This is a genomic window from Pollutimonas subterranea (genome assembly GCF_002849655.1).
Classification (GTDB): domain Bacteria; phylum Pseudomonadota; class Gammaproteobacteria; order Burkholderiales; family Burkholderiaceae_B; genus Pollutimonas; species Pollutimonas subterranea.
Genome location: NZ_PDNW01000006.1, coordinates 53,601 through 67,266 on the forward strand (window position 1 = coordinate 53,601; position 13,666 = coordinate 67,266).

Consider the following 13,666-nt stretch of genomic DNA (forward strand, 5'->3'; position numbering starts at 1 on the left):
CAAGGCGAAAGAGGATAAACTGCTATAGATCGTTATCTTATGCAATAAAAGCGGACTCCGTGAATACTTCTGCCGACCCAAGCAGCCGTAATGGCGCGCAAGCATTACTCCAGACCCTCATTGCCCATGGCGTGGATACTATTTTCGGCTATCCCGGCGGTGCCGTGCTGCCGCTGTATGATGCCTTGTATTCCGAGCCTCGAATTCGCCACGTGCTGGTGCGCCACGAGCAAGGCGCGGTGCACGCCGCCGAGGGCTACGCGCGTTCCACCGGCAAGCCGGGCGTGGTTATCGTGACTTCCGGACCGGGTATGGCCAATACGACATCCGGCCTGCTGGACGCCATGTGCGACTCCATACCGGTACTGTGCATCAGCGGTCAGGTAGCGACTGGCGCCATCGGCACCGACGCCTTCCAGGAGTGCGATGCCATCGGCATTTCGCGCCCGGTCACCAAATGGAATGCCCAGATACGGCGCACCGAAGACGTCGCCGCCATGGTTGCCAAGGCATTCACTCTGACCACATCCGGACGCCCGGGCCCTGTGCTGCTCGATTTTCCGAAAGACATGCAGATCGGCCTGGTCCCGCCCGAGGCGCCGGCCACATCCGACGGCCCTGACCTGGTCAGTGTCGAGACCACGTCCCCGGCGGCCGAGGCCGCGATCAAGCGCGCCGCTGCGCTGATTGCCAACGCGAAGCGCCCCGTCTTCTACGGGGGCGGGGGCTTGATAAATTCGGGCCTTGATGCCTGCCACGCCTTCACCAGTCTGGTGCAGGATATGGCGGCGCCATGTACGCTCACCCTGATGGGCTTGGGCGCTTTCCCGGCCGACGATCCTTTATTTCTCGGTATGCTGGGCATGCACGGAACGCTGGAAGCCAATCTGGCCATGCACCATGCCGACCTCATTGTTTGCGTGGGAGCCCGCTTTGACGACCGGATAACCGGGCGGCTTTCCGACTTTTGCCCCCATGCCAGCAAGATCCATCTCGATATCGATCCGGCCTCCATCAACAAGGTGGTGCGGGCCGATGTAGCCATGGTGGGCGATTGTTATCCTCTATTGCGCGCCTTGCGCCGCGAATTGGCGCAGGTCGAGCAGGCGCCCGGCCGACTGGATGCCTGGTGGCAGCGCATCGGGGTCTGGCGGGCGACCGATTGCCTGAAGGTCACGCCGTCGCCCGACCACATTCTTCCCCAGCACCTGATGCAACGGGTTGACCATGTGCTTACCGGCCTGGACGCCATTATCTCCACCGACGTTGGCCAGCACCAGATGTGGGCGGCCCAGTACATCAAGTTCAATCGCCCCAACCGCTGGCTCACGTCGGGCGGTGCGGGCACCATGGGCTACGGCCTGCCGGCGGCCATAGGCGCCCAGATAGCACATCCGGACAAGCCGGTGGTGTGCGTAAGCGGTGACGCCTCGGTGCTGATGAATATCCAGGAGCTTGCAACCGCCACCCAACACCAGACGCCGGTCAAGGTCGTGCTGTGCAATAACGGCCATATGGGCATGGTGCGCCAATGGCAGGAACTGATACACGACGGCCGCTATAGCCACAGCTATAACGCGTCCATCCCGGACTTCGTGGCCCTGGCCAAAGCCTTTGGATGGGGAGCCGCCCGCGTGGAGGACCCGGCCCAACTGGACGCGGCCCTGGCGGAGTGCATGGCGCACGACGGCCCGTTTTTCCTGGACGTCGTTGTGCTGGCCCAGGAAAACTGCTTTCCCATGATGCCGGCCGGCTACGGGCACCAACAAGTCATGTTGTCGGAAGACACCTGGTACGTCGAAGACTAAAGAAAACCCCAATACTCTTGTAGGCACGATTGCTGTACAACTCTCGCTTGAGTCAAAAACCAACCATTTATTAGTATTAGGGACAAAATGCGTAAAACGTGGATTTCAAAGTGCGTGCTGGCCGTTACGATGGCAGGCATTTTTAGTGCGGCTCCGGCATTGGCCGAAACAACGTTGAAAATGGCCTATGCGCTGTCGACCAATTCGCACTATGGCGCCGGCGCCGACGCCTTCGCCAAGGCACTGGGCACCAGCACGTCCAATAATTTCAAGGTCCAGCAGTTCGCCAATAGCGCCCTGGGCGGCGAGCGCGAAGTTATTGAAGGCCTGCAGCTTGGCACTATCGACGTCGCCATCGTATCGACCGGCGCCACGCTGAATTTCGTACCCAAAACCGGCGTTTTTGACATCCCCTTCCTGTTTCGCGACCTGGCTCACGCCCGCAAGGTGCTCGATGGCCAGATCGGCAAAGACTTGCTTGCCGAATTCCCCAAGCGCGGTCTCGTTGCACTGGCATGGGGCGAGCAAGGCTTTCGTCAGCTGACCAACAACGTTCGCCCGGTGGCCAAGCCTGAAGACGCCAAGGGCCTGAAAATCCGCACGACCGAAAACCCTATCCACATTGCTGCATTCCGCGAACTGGGTGTGCTGGCCACGCCCATGGCATGGCCGGAAGTCGCCACAGCCTTGCAGCAAGGCACCATAGACGGACAGGAAAATCCGCTGTCGGTTATCGTGTCGGCCAAGTTGCCGCAGTTGCAGAAGTACCTGTCGCTGACCGCCCATGTGTATGGTCCCGCCCTGGTACTGATGTCGCCTAACGTCTACAACGACCTGTCCGATGCCGATAAGGCCAAGTTCCAGGCAGCCGGCCATGATGCCGCAATCGCCATGCGCGATTATGTCGATGCCGTGGAAAAAAGCGGTCTTGAAGAAGTCAAGAAGCAGGGCATGAAGGTCAATACCGTCGACCAAGCAGCGTTCGCCAAGGCTGTTGAGCCCGTCTATCCTCAGTATTACAAGCAGTTCGGCAAGGATTTGGTCGAATCGATCCGCAACACCAAGTAATTCAATTCGGCTTTTTTGCAATATAAGGGCTGACGCAATCGTCAGCCCTTGTTGATTCTTTCTCGAACATACTGCATCAGGCCAGCCAGACATATACAGGACAAGCCGTGCCAATTATCCGCATCATGGACCGCAGCTTATTCCGGTTCGTTTCTGTCGTAACGCAGCTCCTATTGCTGTCCTCCGTGGCGGCGGGATTTTACCAAGTCGTCGCGCGCTTTGTGCTGGAGTCGCCGGCCGACTGGAGCGAGGCCTGGACACGAGCGTCGCTTATCTGGACCGTCATGCTGGGTGTTGCGCTTGCGTTTCGGCAAGGCGCCATGCTAAGCGTCGAAATGCTGCACAGCATGCTGGCACCCCGCAACAAGCGGTGGCTCGAGCACGTAATACTGTTTATCTGCGTAAGCTTTCTGGGTTTCATGGCTTGGGCCGGCGGGCAAATGACCTGGCGCGTGCGCTTCCAGACCATGCCCAGCCTCGACGTATCGATCTCCTGGGTGTACATCTCGATTCCCATAGGCATGGTCCTGGCCATACTCGCCGTAGTTTCCTTTTGGGCTGAAGGTCCGCGCGTGGCCGTTGTTGACGATACCGTCATCTGATCCACCGATTCCAAGCCGCTAACTAACAATGCACACGCCGGGTGAATGAATGTCGCAGTTGATGGTTGTTTCAATGTTGTTGTTTTTTGTGCTGTCTGTTCCGGTGGCTGTTGCTATCGGGCTGGGCAGCATGCTGGGAATTGCTTTTGATGGCAAGATGACATGGTTGGTCGTCGCTCAGCAAATCTATGCGTCGCTCGACAAGTATCCCCTGGTCGCCGTGCCATTCTTCATCCTTGCCGGCAACCTCATGGAGGCCGGTGGCATTTCCGAGCGCATGGTGGCGTTTGCAAAAAGCGTGGTGGGTGGATTCCAGGGCGGCCTGGCCTGCACCTGCGTCCTGACCTGCATGATCTTTGCCGCCGTGGCCGGTTCAAGCGTGGCCACCACTTTTGCGGTGGGCGCCATTCTTATTCCTGCGATGGTCCAGCATGGCTACCCCAAGCCTTTTGCTGCATCGTTGCAGGCTTCTGCGGCGGAACTGGGCGTGATCATCCCGCCTTCCATCCCCATGATCCTGTTCGCCGTTGCAACTGATACCTCCGTTGGCGAGCTCTTCATTGCCGGTATAGGCCCCGGCTTGCTCATCAGCGGGGCCTTGATGCTGTACGTGTGGCTGTACGCACGCAGGAATGGCTATGGCAAGAACGATGGCGACGGGCGCCTGGCGCTATGGCCGGCTTTCAAGCAGGCCTGGCTTGCACTGCTGATGCCGGTCATTATTCTGGGCGGCATCTACGGCGGTATCTTTACGCCTACAGAGGCCTCGGCCGTGGCGGTCGTTTACGCCCTTGTCATTGGAATATTCGTCTATCGGCGCCTGACTTTCGCGAACCTGTCCAAGACCTTGCACCGGTCTGTCGTCTCCACAGCGGTGATCATGTTCGTGATCGCCAACGCGGGCGTCTTCGGCTTCCTGCTTAACCGGGCCGGCATCCCTGCCGCGCTCGGAGAATGGCTGGGCGAGATTTTCAGCAGCAAATACACCTTTCTGCTGGGCGTCAATGCCGTCCTGTTCGTCATCGGCATGTTTATCGAGACCTCGGCTTCCATCGTCGTGCTGGCGCCTTTGCTGCTGCCGGTTGCCATGCATTTCGGCGTCGATCCAGCGCACTTCGGGATCATTATGGTGGTAAACCTGGCGCTGGGCATGGTGACGCCGCCGTTCGGGGTGAATCTGTTCGCGGCATGCGCGGTGGCCAAACTCCCCATCGAGAGGCTGGTCCGCCCGCTCTTGCCCTTCGTTGGCGTGATCGTGGCGTGCCTGTTGCTGATTACTTATATTCCGGAGATATCGCTCTTTTTCAAAGAGCTGGTTTACGGGTAGGAGCGACGGCTGACGCGCGTCGATGGTTCGTTGCTTCTCGACATGTCGGCGGGGTGGTGGCGAGGATGTCCGCTCCTTGTGGCCCTATTCGGCGCCTTCGCCGCCCGTTCGGGCTCCTTTCGCCGACAGCCCGCTGGGGCGCCCCTATGCGGGCGCCCCGAAAGTCGCGAACATCCCCACCAGCACCCCTCCGACTGCATAGGGGATGATTGCAGGTTCGCTGGGACGATCGGCATGCTTGGCATATTAGCGTCAGATGCGGCCTTCTTCCAGGCCGTGACAGGCGGCTTTGGTATCGCCATATGAAAGGGTGGCGGGCGCCTCGATGCGGCAACGGTCGTTGGCGTGAGGGCAACGTGGGTGGAAGGTGCAGCCCGTGGGAGGGTTCAAGGGATTGGGTACCTCGCCGCCCACCGGAACGCGGGCGCGGCCTGCGCCGGTGAGGTCGGGGATGGCTCCCAGCAACATGCGCGTATACGGATGCCGCGGGTTGGCAAACAAATCGTCGCGCGTGGCGACTTCCACCAGCCGGCCCAGGTACATGACGCCGATGCGGTCGGCTACGTGATGGACGACGGCCAGATTGTGCGAGATGAACAGGTAGGTCAGTCCCAGGTCGCGTTGCAGGTCTTTCATCAAGTTCAGCACTTGTGCCTGCACCGACACGTCAAGGGCGGATGTGGGTTCGTCGCAAACAAGGAACTCCGGCCCAAGGGCGAGCGCGCGAGCAATCGAGATGCGCTGACGTTGGCCGCCCGAAAACTGGTGCGGGTAGCGATTCTGGTCGTTGGGGTCCAGGCCTACCTGGGCCAGGAGTTCGTCTACCTTGCTGCGTTGCTGGGCAGCCGTCATGCGGGTGTGCGTTGCCAGGGGTTCGGCGATGATGCGCCCCACGCGCCATCGCGGATTCAGGCTTGCATACGGGTCCTGGAAAATCATCTGCAGCCGTTTGCGCATTGCGTGGCGCGCCTTGCGGCTCATGGACTGTACCGTCTGGCCGTCGAACTCGATGCTGCCGTGGGAGGGCTGGTACAGGCCCGCCAGCAGGCGGGCAATCGTCGATTTGCCGCAGCCCGATTCGCCCACCAGCGCCAGTGTTTCGCCTTTATTGATGTGGAACGATACGCCGTCTACCGCGCGCAGCGTGACGCGCGGCTTTCGATGAATGACTCGATCCAGCCATGGTATGGATACGTCAAACCAGCGCGCGGCATCGTTGACCAGTATGAGCGGATGTTCAGGCGGGTTCATGAGTGTGCTCCTGCGCATGCAGCCAACAGGCGGCGCGGCTTGCTGCCGCGGACAAGAGCTCAGGCCGCTCCTGCGTGCAGCGAGGCATGGTGAACGTGCAGCGCGGATGAAAGGCGCAGCCCGGCGGTATGGCGTTAAGTCGCGGCATGCTGCCGTCGATCTGCACCAGCCGTTCCACGTTCTTGTCCAGCATGGGGATGGACCCCATCAGTCCTGCCGTGTAAGGGTGCTGCGGGTGCCGGATGACATCGGCCACGGGGCCAAGCTCGACAATGCGGCCCGCATACATGACGGCGACCCGGTCAGCGGTCTCGGCGATGACGCCCATATCGTGCGTAATCAGCATGACTGACGCTCCTTGCGATTTGCACAGCGTCTTCAGCAAGTCAATGATCTGCGCCTGTATCGACACGTCCAGCGCTGTGGTCGGCTCGTCGGCCACGATGAGCTTGGGCTGGGCGGCAAGGGCCAGGGCGATGACCACCCGCTGGCGCATGCCGCCCGAGAAATGGTGCGGATAGTGATCAATGCGTTCGCGCGCCGCGGGAATTCCCGTGGATTCCAGCAACTCGATGGCGCGCTCGCGCGCCTGCTTTTGCGATAGCGGCAGGTGCGTGACGATGGTCTCGGTAAGCTGCTGGCCGACGGTGTACAACGGGTTGAGCGAAGTCAGCGGGTCCTGGAAGATGGCCCCGATCTCGCGTCCGCGTATGCGGCGCATCTGGCCGTCGGGCAAATTGTCGATGCGCTTGCCGTCCAGCAGGATTTCGCCGCCTGATATCCGTCCGGGTGGATCCAGCAGCCCGATAATCGATGCGCCGGTCAGCGACTTTCCTGCACCGGACTCGCCCACCACACCCAGGATCTCTCCCTGCGCGATGGTGAAGCTGACGTCCTGCAACGCCTTTAGCGTGCCGCGCCGACTGGGAAATTCGACGTTAAGGTTTCTGACTTCAAGGAGTTCGGTCATGCTTGGGCCCGTTCAATTCAGCTTGGGGTTGAGCGCATCGCGCAGCCAATCGCCCAGCAGGTTGACCGAAAGCACCAGCAACACCAGCATCATGCCCGGGAAGATGGTGATCCACCATTCGCCGGAAAACAGGAAGTCGTTGCCGATACGTATGAGGGTGCCCAGGGATGGCGAGGTTGGCGGCACTCCTACGCCAAGGAAGGAGAGCGTGGCTTCGGTGATGATGGCGGTTGCCAGATGCACGGTGGCCAGCACCAGGACGGGCCCCATGACGTTAGGCAACACGTGGCGGAACATGATGATCAGCGGGGCGACGCCGATAACGCGCGCCGCCTGTACGTACTCGCGGCTTTTCTCGACCATGGCCAGGCCGCGAACGGTGCGTGCATATTGGGGCCAGCCAGCCAGGGCAATGGCCCCTACCAACACGGGGAAGGCCAGTATGTCGTGCAGCTCCCGAGGCATGGCGGCGCGCGCCACGCCATCGATCAGCAAAGCGATGAGGATTGCCGGAAAAGACAACTGCACATCGGCCACCCGCATGATGAATGCATCGACACGCCCGCCCACATAGCCGGCCAACAAGCCCAGGCATATGCCGGCGATCAGAGCCAATACGACCGACGCGAGACCGATAAGCAGCGAAACCCGGGTGCCGTAGAGCAATGCGGAATAAAGGTCCCGGCCCTGGCTGTCGGTCCCCAGCAGGAAAGTCCACTGTCCGCCTTCCATCCACACAGGTGGCAACAAGGCATCTAGGAGCTCGACCGTGGTCAGGTCGAAGGGGTTATGCGGCGCCACCCACTGGGCGCCGAAAGCGCCAATTAAAAGCAGCACGAAAAGCGCCGTGGACAGCCAGGCGACAGGCGTATTGCGCCACGACCAGGCCAGGTCGCTGTCGGCCCAGCGTTTCAATATGGCTCTCATCAATGGCCCCCCGAGTGTCCCAGGCTGCTGCGCAGCCTGGGATCGACCACGAAGTAGAGCAGATCGACGACGAGGTTGATGCACACGAACACCAGTGCAATCAGGCACAGATAGGCGGCCATGACGGGCACGTCAGCAAACTGTACGGCCTGGATGAAAAGCAGGCCCATGCCCGGCCACTGGAAGACCGTCTCGGTGACGATGGCAAACGCGATGATGCCGCCCAGTTGCAAGCCGGTAATCGTGATGACGGGCACCAGGGTGTTCTTGAGCGCATGGCCGAAATGGATGGCGCGCTTGCGCAATCCGCGGGCACGCGCGAACTTGATGTAATCGGTACGCAGGACTTCGAGCATTTCAGATCGTACCAGCCGCAATATCAGCGTAAGTTGGAACAGCGACAGCGTAATGGCGGGCAGAATAAGGTGTTTCCAGCCGTCGACGGTAAGCAGGCCGGTGCTCCACCAACCCAGCTTTACTACCTCGCCGCGTCCGTAGCTCGGCAGCCAACCGAGCATCACCGAAAATATGAGTATCAGCAGTATGCCTATCAGGAAGGTAGGCAGCGATACGCCCAACAGCGAGAACGCCAGTATGATCTGCGAACCTTTGCCTTTGCGCCGCAACGCCGTATACACGCCCAAGGGCAAGCCGATGATCAGCGCCAGCACCGCTGCCGCGATCGAGAGCTCGACGGTGGCGGGGAGACGGTCGCGTAGCAGTTCAGACACCTTCTGCCCCTGGCGCAGAGACAGTCCGAAATCGCCGCGAGCGGCGTTGGCGACGAAATGGGCAAACTGAACGGGCGCGGACCGGTCCAGGCCCAGGCTTTGGCGCAATTCGATGCGGTCCTGGTCGGTGGCGTCCTGCCCCAGCATGATCGTGACCGGATCACCGATATAGCGGAACAGGACGAAGGCCAGCAAGGCGACTGTCAGCATGACAACCACCGCCTGGGCCAGGCGGCGTAATATGAAAGGCAGCACGATGGGTTAGTCTATCGTTACCCAGTCGGCAGACAAGCGATTGTCGGCACGGTGCACGACATTGACGTTCTTGCCCATGGCCCATGGAATGACTTGGTCATGGAGTGGAATATGACCAAATTCACTGGCATGGATTTCCAGCACTTTTTGTATGGCTGCATCGCGCTTGGCTGTGTCGGTCTCGGTCTTGATCTGCTTGATCAGCGTGTCGGCTTCGGGATTGGCATAGCCGCCGAAGTTGAAGGAACCGTCGGCACCTTCGCCTTTGCTGTGGATCAGGCTTTGCAAGGTGTACAAGGCGTCGAACGTGGGTACACCCCAGCCGAACAGGTAAGCGCTGGAATCAAACGATTGCACTTTGGGGAAGTAAGTGGCGCGCGGCATGGAGTTAAGCGTCGCCTTGACGCCAACCTTGGCCCACATGCCGACAACGGCTTGGCAGATGGCTTCATCGTTGATATACCGATTGTTCGGGCAATCGAGCGTGAAATCGATACTGTTTTCGTAGCCGGCCTCTTTAAGCAGGCTGCGGGCCTTATCAATATCGTACGGAATGCGCTGGGCAAGGTCTTTGGACCAGCCATGCACTTGCGGGGCGATCATGGTGCCGGTGGGCGACGAGGAGCCGCGCATCACGGCCTTCTTGATGGCCTCGACATCGATGGCACGGTAAAGCGCTTCACGCACACGCACGTCGGCGAAGGGGTTCTTGCCCTTGATGCTGGAATATTTCAGTTCCGGGCTCTTTTGGTCCAGGCCCAGGTAAATGGTGCGGTATTCGTTGCCTTCGACCACTTTTGCCTGCTGCTTGATGCGTGCAAGGTCTTGTGCCGGAGGGTCGAGGATGAAATCGATCTCGCCTGACAACAGCGCCGCCGTGCGCGTGGCGTTTTGCTTGATGGGTGTATAGATTACTTCAGTCACATTGCCGACCTTGTTGGCCTTGCCCCACCAATCGGCGTTTTCGACAAAGACGGTACGCACGTCGACCTCGCGGGCCTCAAGTTTGTAGGCGCCGGTGCCGTTTGCATTACGCGCGGAGAAGGTCTCTTGTTTCTTGGCAAAATCCTGCGGCGCCGTGGCGCCATTTTTCTCGGCCCAGTCGCGGTTCATGATGAACACATTGGTCAGCTGGCGCAGCAAAACAGGGTTGGGGCCGCCTGTAATCACTTCGACAGTGTGATCATCCACCTGCCTGACATCGGTAATGCCATTGACGTATGCCTTGAAATTGGACGTAGGCGACAGGGCGCGCTTGACTGAAAACACAACGTCGTCCGCGGTGAACGGGGTGCCGTCATGAAACTTGACGCCTTCACGTAGCTTGAAACGCCATACGGTGGGTTCGGGCTGTTCCCATGAAAGGGCCAGGCCGGGGCTAAGCTTGAAGTCTTTGTCATAGGCAATCAGCGTATCGTACACATAACTCGATGCCGCGATGGTCAGGCCCTCGTTTTGCGCATGCGGATCCATGGTGAGGATATCGCCCTGGCTGGCCCAGCGTAAGGTTTTCGCATGGCCCATTGCAGGAACGGCAAGCGCAGCAGCAAGTGCGGCGGCAACAAAAGTTTTACGCATGAAATCCACCCTTACAAATAACTGAAATTGAACCGATATTGCCTCATGCAACCGCATGCGTCAATTCTTTCTTCGCCGACCTGTCAATTACGGATATAAGGTTATAGGTCATTTGATGGCTCGTGGCTAATAAGCCGGGCCAACTCGTGCCGCTGCAACCGAAGTCATGCGGAGCGCGAGGACCGCAGCACCCATGACCACGCCCGAGGCGTGTAAAAGGCAGGCGCGTAAAAAGAGAGGTACAAAAAACCGAGGTGTAAAAGAACCTGTAGGCCGTCCGCCGTGTTAGAAAGCAAACGGCCCCCGACGTACACCGTCAGGGGCCCATATAACCGGTACAAACGTTTGGACGCTTTGAGCTCGCCCCGACACCGTCAGGGCAAGCTCAAAGGCGTCGCTTTCTTAAAATGGCGGATCGTCGTCGTCCGAACCAGCCGTAACAACGGTCGTCTTCACCGCCTTCTTCGCAGCCGCCTTGCTTGCCGCTTTCTTGGCGACCGCCTTCGTAGCCGTTTTAGTAGCCGCTTTCTTCACCGCCGACTTGGCCGCTGTCTTCGTCGCCTTCTTTACAGCGGACTTCGCGGCTGTCTTGGCGGCAGTCTTCGTAGCGGTCTTGGTCGCCGTCTTTGCGGCAGTTTTGCGCCCGGGCTTCTCCGGCCGGGGCTCGAACTCGAACCCGATCTTTCCGTTCTCCTGCTTGGCCAGATATGCCTTGAACTTTCGGTTTGTCCGGCTGGATACAAAGCCTTCCAGCAAATCGGTCTTGCCGGTCGACAACAGTTTCTGTATTTGTTCCGGCGCGATTTCCTGCTGCAGAATCATCTTGCCGCTGCGGAAGTCGCAGGACTTTTCGGGCCCAACAGACTTCTCGCACACATAATTCATGCCGTGCTCGTACACATTGCTGCTGCATTTCGGACAAGGCCCCAACGCCGTCTTGCCCGAAAAATCCACGGGTTCGGTGTCGTTTTCGTCCTTCTGGCCAAAATCGAACTCCAGCTTGTACTCATCCGTAATGCGCAACAGCGCGGCGAATGGCCTGCCCATTTTGCTGATGAAGCCAGGCAGCGGTCCCAGTTCACGCTTGGTCAGCAGCTCCTCGACTTCGGGTATCTCGAACGTACGCCCGCCTGGGTGCTTGCCGATAGAAAAATCGCAGCTGGTGCAGGCATAGCGCCGATAGTTTTCTTTCACCACGGCGCCGCATTTGGGGCAGGGCGTGCTGAGTGTTGCATAGTCGCCGGGCACCGTATCGCGCTCGTACTCCTTGGCGCGCTTCACAATGACCTGCGTCATTTGTGCGATCTCACGCATGAATTCGTCGCGGTCCAGTTCGCGCTGCTCGATCTGCTTTAAGCGGTGTTCCCATTCACCCGTCAGTTCCGGCGAGGTGAGCTCATTGACGCCCAGGCCGGACAGCAGCGTCATCAGCTGGCGCGCCTTGGCGCTGGGGATAAGGTCGCGGCCTTCGCGGCGCAGATAGCCTTCGTTGAGCAAGCCTTCGATAATGGCCGCCCGCGTGGCCGGTGTGCCCAAGCCTCGTTCGGACATGGCTTCGCGCAATGCCTCGTCGTCGACCAGCTTGCCGGCGCCTTCCATGGCGGACAGCAGCGTGGCTTCGTTGAAGCGTGCAGGCGGCTTGGTGGCCAGGCCTTTGGCCTCGATGTCTTCGGTCTTGACCTTTTCGCCTTCAACGACGGCCACGAGGTTGGTGTCGTCGCCCTGGGCTTCGCGGCCGTAGATGGCGAGCCAGCCCGGTGCGACCAGTACTTTGCCTTCGGTCTTGAAATGGTGGCCCGAGACTTCGGTGATGCGTGTGGTCAGTCGGAACTCGGCCGCCGGGAAAAACACAGCCAGGAAGCGCTTGGTGATAAGTTCGTAGATCTTGGTTTCAGCATCGCTCAGCTCGCGCGGAATCTGCAGCGTGGGAATGATTGCAAAGTGATCCGAGACTTTCTTATTGTCGAAAATACGCCGGTTGGGCTTGACCCAGTTCTGCTTGCATACCGTTTCCGCGAAAGGGCGTACGCTGGCCGCGGCGGATGAGCCGCCTTCAGCCAGCGCCTGCATGGTTTGCTGGACCGTCTGGATATAGTCTTCAGGAAGGTAGCGCGAGTCGGTACGCGGATACGTCAGCGCCTTGTGGCGCTCGTACAGGGTCTGGGCCAGGCTTAACGTGGTCTTGGCGGAAAAGCCGAAGCGCGAGTTCGCCTCGCGCTGCAGCGACGTCAGGTCAAACAGCGCCGGAGACATCTGGGTCGATGGCTTGGATTCTTCGGTTACGTGGCCCGGTTTGTCGCGGCACGCGGTGACTATGGTTTGTGCCGCTGTTTGCGACCATAGCCGGGAGTCGCGGCGTTCCGGATCACGATCGTCCTTGACGAACTTGGGGTCGAACCAGCGACCGGTGTACAGGCCGGCCGCGGCGACAAAGGTGCCATGCACTTCCCAGTAGTCGCGGGATATGAATTTGCGTATGCGCTCTTCGCGTTCGGCCACGATCGCGAGCGTAGGCGTCTGGACGCGCCCGACCGGCGTCTTGAAGAAGCCGCCGTCTTTGCTGTTGAAGGCTGTCATGGCCCGCGTACCGTTGATGCCCACCAGCCAGTCGGCTTCGGCGCGCGAGCGCGCCGCCGCTTCCAGTGGTTTCATGGTGTCGTCGTCGCGCAGGTTCGCGAAGGCTTCCCGGATGGCCGCCTGGGTCATGGACCGCAGCCAAAGGCGCGTGACGGGCTTCTTGATACCGGAAAACTGAACGATATAACGGAAGATCAGCTCGCCTTCGCGGCCCGCGTCGCATGCGTTTATGACGGCGTCGACGTCTTTGCGCTTCAGCAGCTTGACCAGCAGCTTCAAGCGCTCGGCCGAGCGCTTATCGGTGGGCCCCAGCTCGAATTGAGGCGGGATCACCGGCAGATGCGCAAAGCTCCATTTCCCCCGGACGGGATCGTTGGGCGCGACAAGGCTGAGCAAGTGTCCGATGCTCGATGCAAGCACGAACTGCTCGCTTTCAAAGTAGTCGCCTTCCCGGGTGAATCCTCCCAAGGCGCGGGAAATATCCAGGGCTACCGAGGGTTTCTCGGCAATAATCAACGTTTTATTCATGAGTTTCCAGTGACTGCGTTTCAGCAGCAATAGCGCGGATCATA

Annotated in this window: 10 protein-coding genes; 4 read left to right on the forward strand and 6 right to left on the reverse strand. The window is 59.8% G+C overall.

Annotated features, from left to right (window positions below; genetic code table 11):
* The first annotated feature begins 59 nt into the window (after positions 1 to 59).
* From ilvB to CR159_RS08990, 4 genes are all read left to right on the forward strand, one after another.
* A complete protein-coding gene (ilvB, locus tag CR159_RS08975; protein WP_102073674.1) occupies positions 60 to 1,808 on the forward strand; it encodes a biosynthetic-type acetolactate synthase large subunit in 1,749 nt (582 codons plus the stop codon).
* 87 nt (positions 1,809 to 1,895) lie between these two features.
* Entirely contained in the window at positions 1,896 to 2,876 is a 981-nt protein-coding gene (locus CR159_RS08980; RefSeq protein WP_102073675.1) for a TRAP transporter substrate-binding protein, read from the forward strand.
* A 107-nt stretch (positions 2,877 to 2,983) separates the two neighbouring features.
* On the forward strand, positions 2,984 to 3,478 hold the full coding sequence (locus CR159_RS08985) for a TRAP transporter small permease (RefSeq protein WP_102073676.1): 495 nt from the start codon (positions 2,984 to 2,986) through the stop codon (positions 3,476 to 3,478).
* 49 nt (positions 3,479 to 3,527) lie between these two features.
* Positions 3,528 to 4,805 carry a TRAP transporter large permease gene (locus CR159_RS08990; protein ID WP_102073677.1) on the forward strand — a complete coding sequence of 426 codons (1,278 nt, stop codon included), beginning with the start codon at positions 3,528 to 3,530 and terminating at the stop codon, positions 4,803 to 4,805.
* A gap of 252 nt (positions 4,806 to 5,057) precedes the next feature.
* On the opposite strand, the gene CR159_RS08995 is transcribed toward CR159_RS08990, so the two are convergent.
* The 6 genes from CR159_RS08995 to CR159_RS09020 all read right to left on the reverse strand — a co-directional run bounded on the left by CR159_RS08995 (position 5,058) and on the right by CR159_RS09020 (position 13,622).
* Positions 5,058 to 6,056 (reverse strand): ABC transporter ATP-binding protein, encoded by a 999-nt coding sequence (locus tag CR159_RS08995; RefSeq protein WP_102073678.1) that lies wholly within the window; start codon positions 6,054 to 6,056, stop codon positions 5,058 to 5,060.
* A complete protein-coding gene (locus CR159_RS09000; protein WP_102073679.1) occupies positions 6,043 to 7,026 on the reverse strand; it encodes an ABC transporter ATP-binding protein in 984 nt (327 codons plus the stop codon). The genes CR159_RS08995 and CR159_RS09000 overlap by 14 nt, the downstream gene beginning before the upstream one ends.
* 12 nt (positions 7,027 to 7,038) lie before the next feature.
* The gene (locus CR159_RS09005) at positions 7,039 to 7,953 is read right to left on the reverse strand and encodes an ABC transporter permease (protein WP_102073680.1); all 915 of its coding nucleotides are present in this window, start codon (positions 7,951 to 7,953) and stop codon (positions 7,039 to 7,041) included.
* Positions 7,953 to 8,939 (reverse strand): ABC transporter permease, encoded by a 987-nt coding sequence (locus tag CR159_RS09010; RefSeq protein ID WP_102073681.1) that lies wholly within the window; start codon positions 8,937 to 8,939, stop codon positions 7,953 to 7,955. The genes CR159_RS09005 and CR159_RS09010 overlap by 1 nt, the downstream gene beginning before the upstream one ends.
* A 6-nt stretch (positions 8,940 to 8,945) precedes the next feature.
* Complete coding sequence (locus CR159_RS09015; protein WP_102073807.1) at positions 8,946 to 10,517, reverse strand: ABC transporter substrate-binding protein; 1,572 nt, start codon at positions 10,515 to 10,517, stop codon at positions 8,946 to 8,948.
* Positions 10,518 to 10,919: 402 nt separating this feature from the next.
* Complete coding sequence (locus CR159_RS09020; protein ID WP_102073682.1) at positions 10,920 to 13,622, reverse strand: DNA topoisomerase III; 2,703 nt, start codon at positions 13,620 to 13,622, stop codon at positions 10,920 to 10,922.
* Positions 13,623 to 13,666 lie beyond the last annotated feature (44 nt).

Bases quoted from the DNA above. Each gene is read 5' to 3' on its own strand.
- CR159_RS09020 (WP_102073682.1), bottom strand. From the start codon at position 13,622: ATGAATAAAACGTTGATTATTGCCGAGAAACCCTCGGTAGCCCTGGAT.
- CR159_RS09000 (WP_102073679.1), bottom strand. From the start codon at position 7,026: ATGACCGAACTCCTTGAAGTCAGAAACCTTAACGTCGAATTTCCCAGT.
- CR159_RS08990 (WP_102073677.1), top strand. From the start codon at position 3,528: ATGTCGCAGTTGATGGTTGTTTCAATGTTGTTGTTTTTTGTGCTGTCT.
- CR159_RS09015 (WP_102073807.1), bottom strand. From the start codon at position 10,517: ATGCGTAAAACTTTTGTTGCCGCCGCACTTGCTGCTGCGCTTGCCGTT.
- CR159_RS08980 (WP_102073675.1), top strand. From the start codon at position 1,896: ATGCGTAAAACGTGGATTTCAAAGTGCGTGCTGGCCGTTACGATGGCA.
- CR159_RS08995 (WP_102073678.1), bottom strand. From the start codon at position 6,056: ATGAACCCGCCTGAACATCCGCTCATACTGGTCAACGATGCCGCGCGC.
- CR159_RS09005 (WP_102073680.1), bottom strand. From the start codon at position 7,953: ATGAGAGCCATATTGAAACGCTGGGCCGACAGCGACCTGGCCTGGTCG.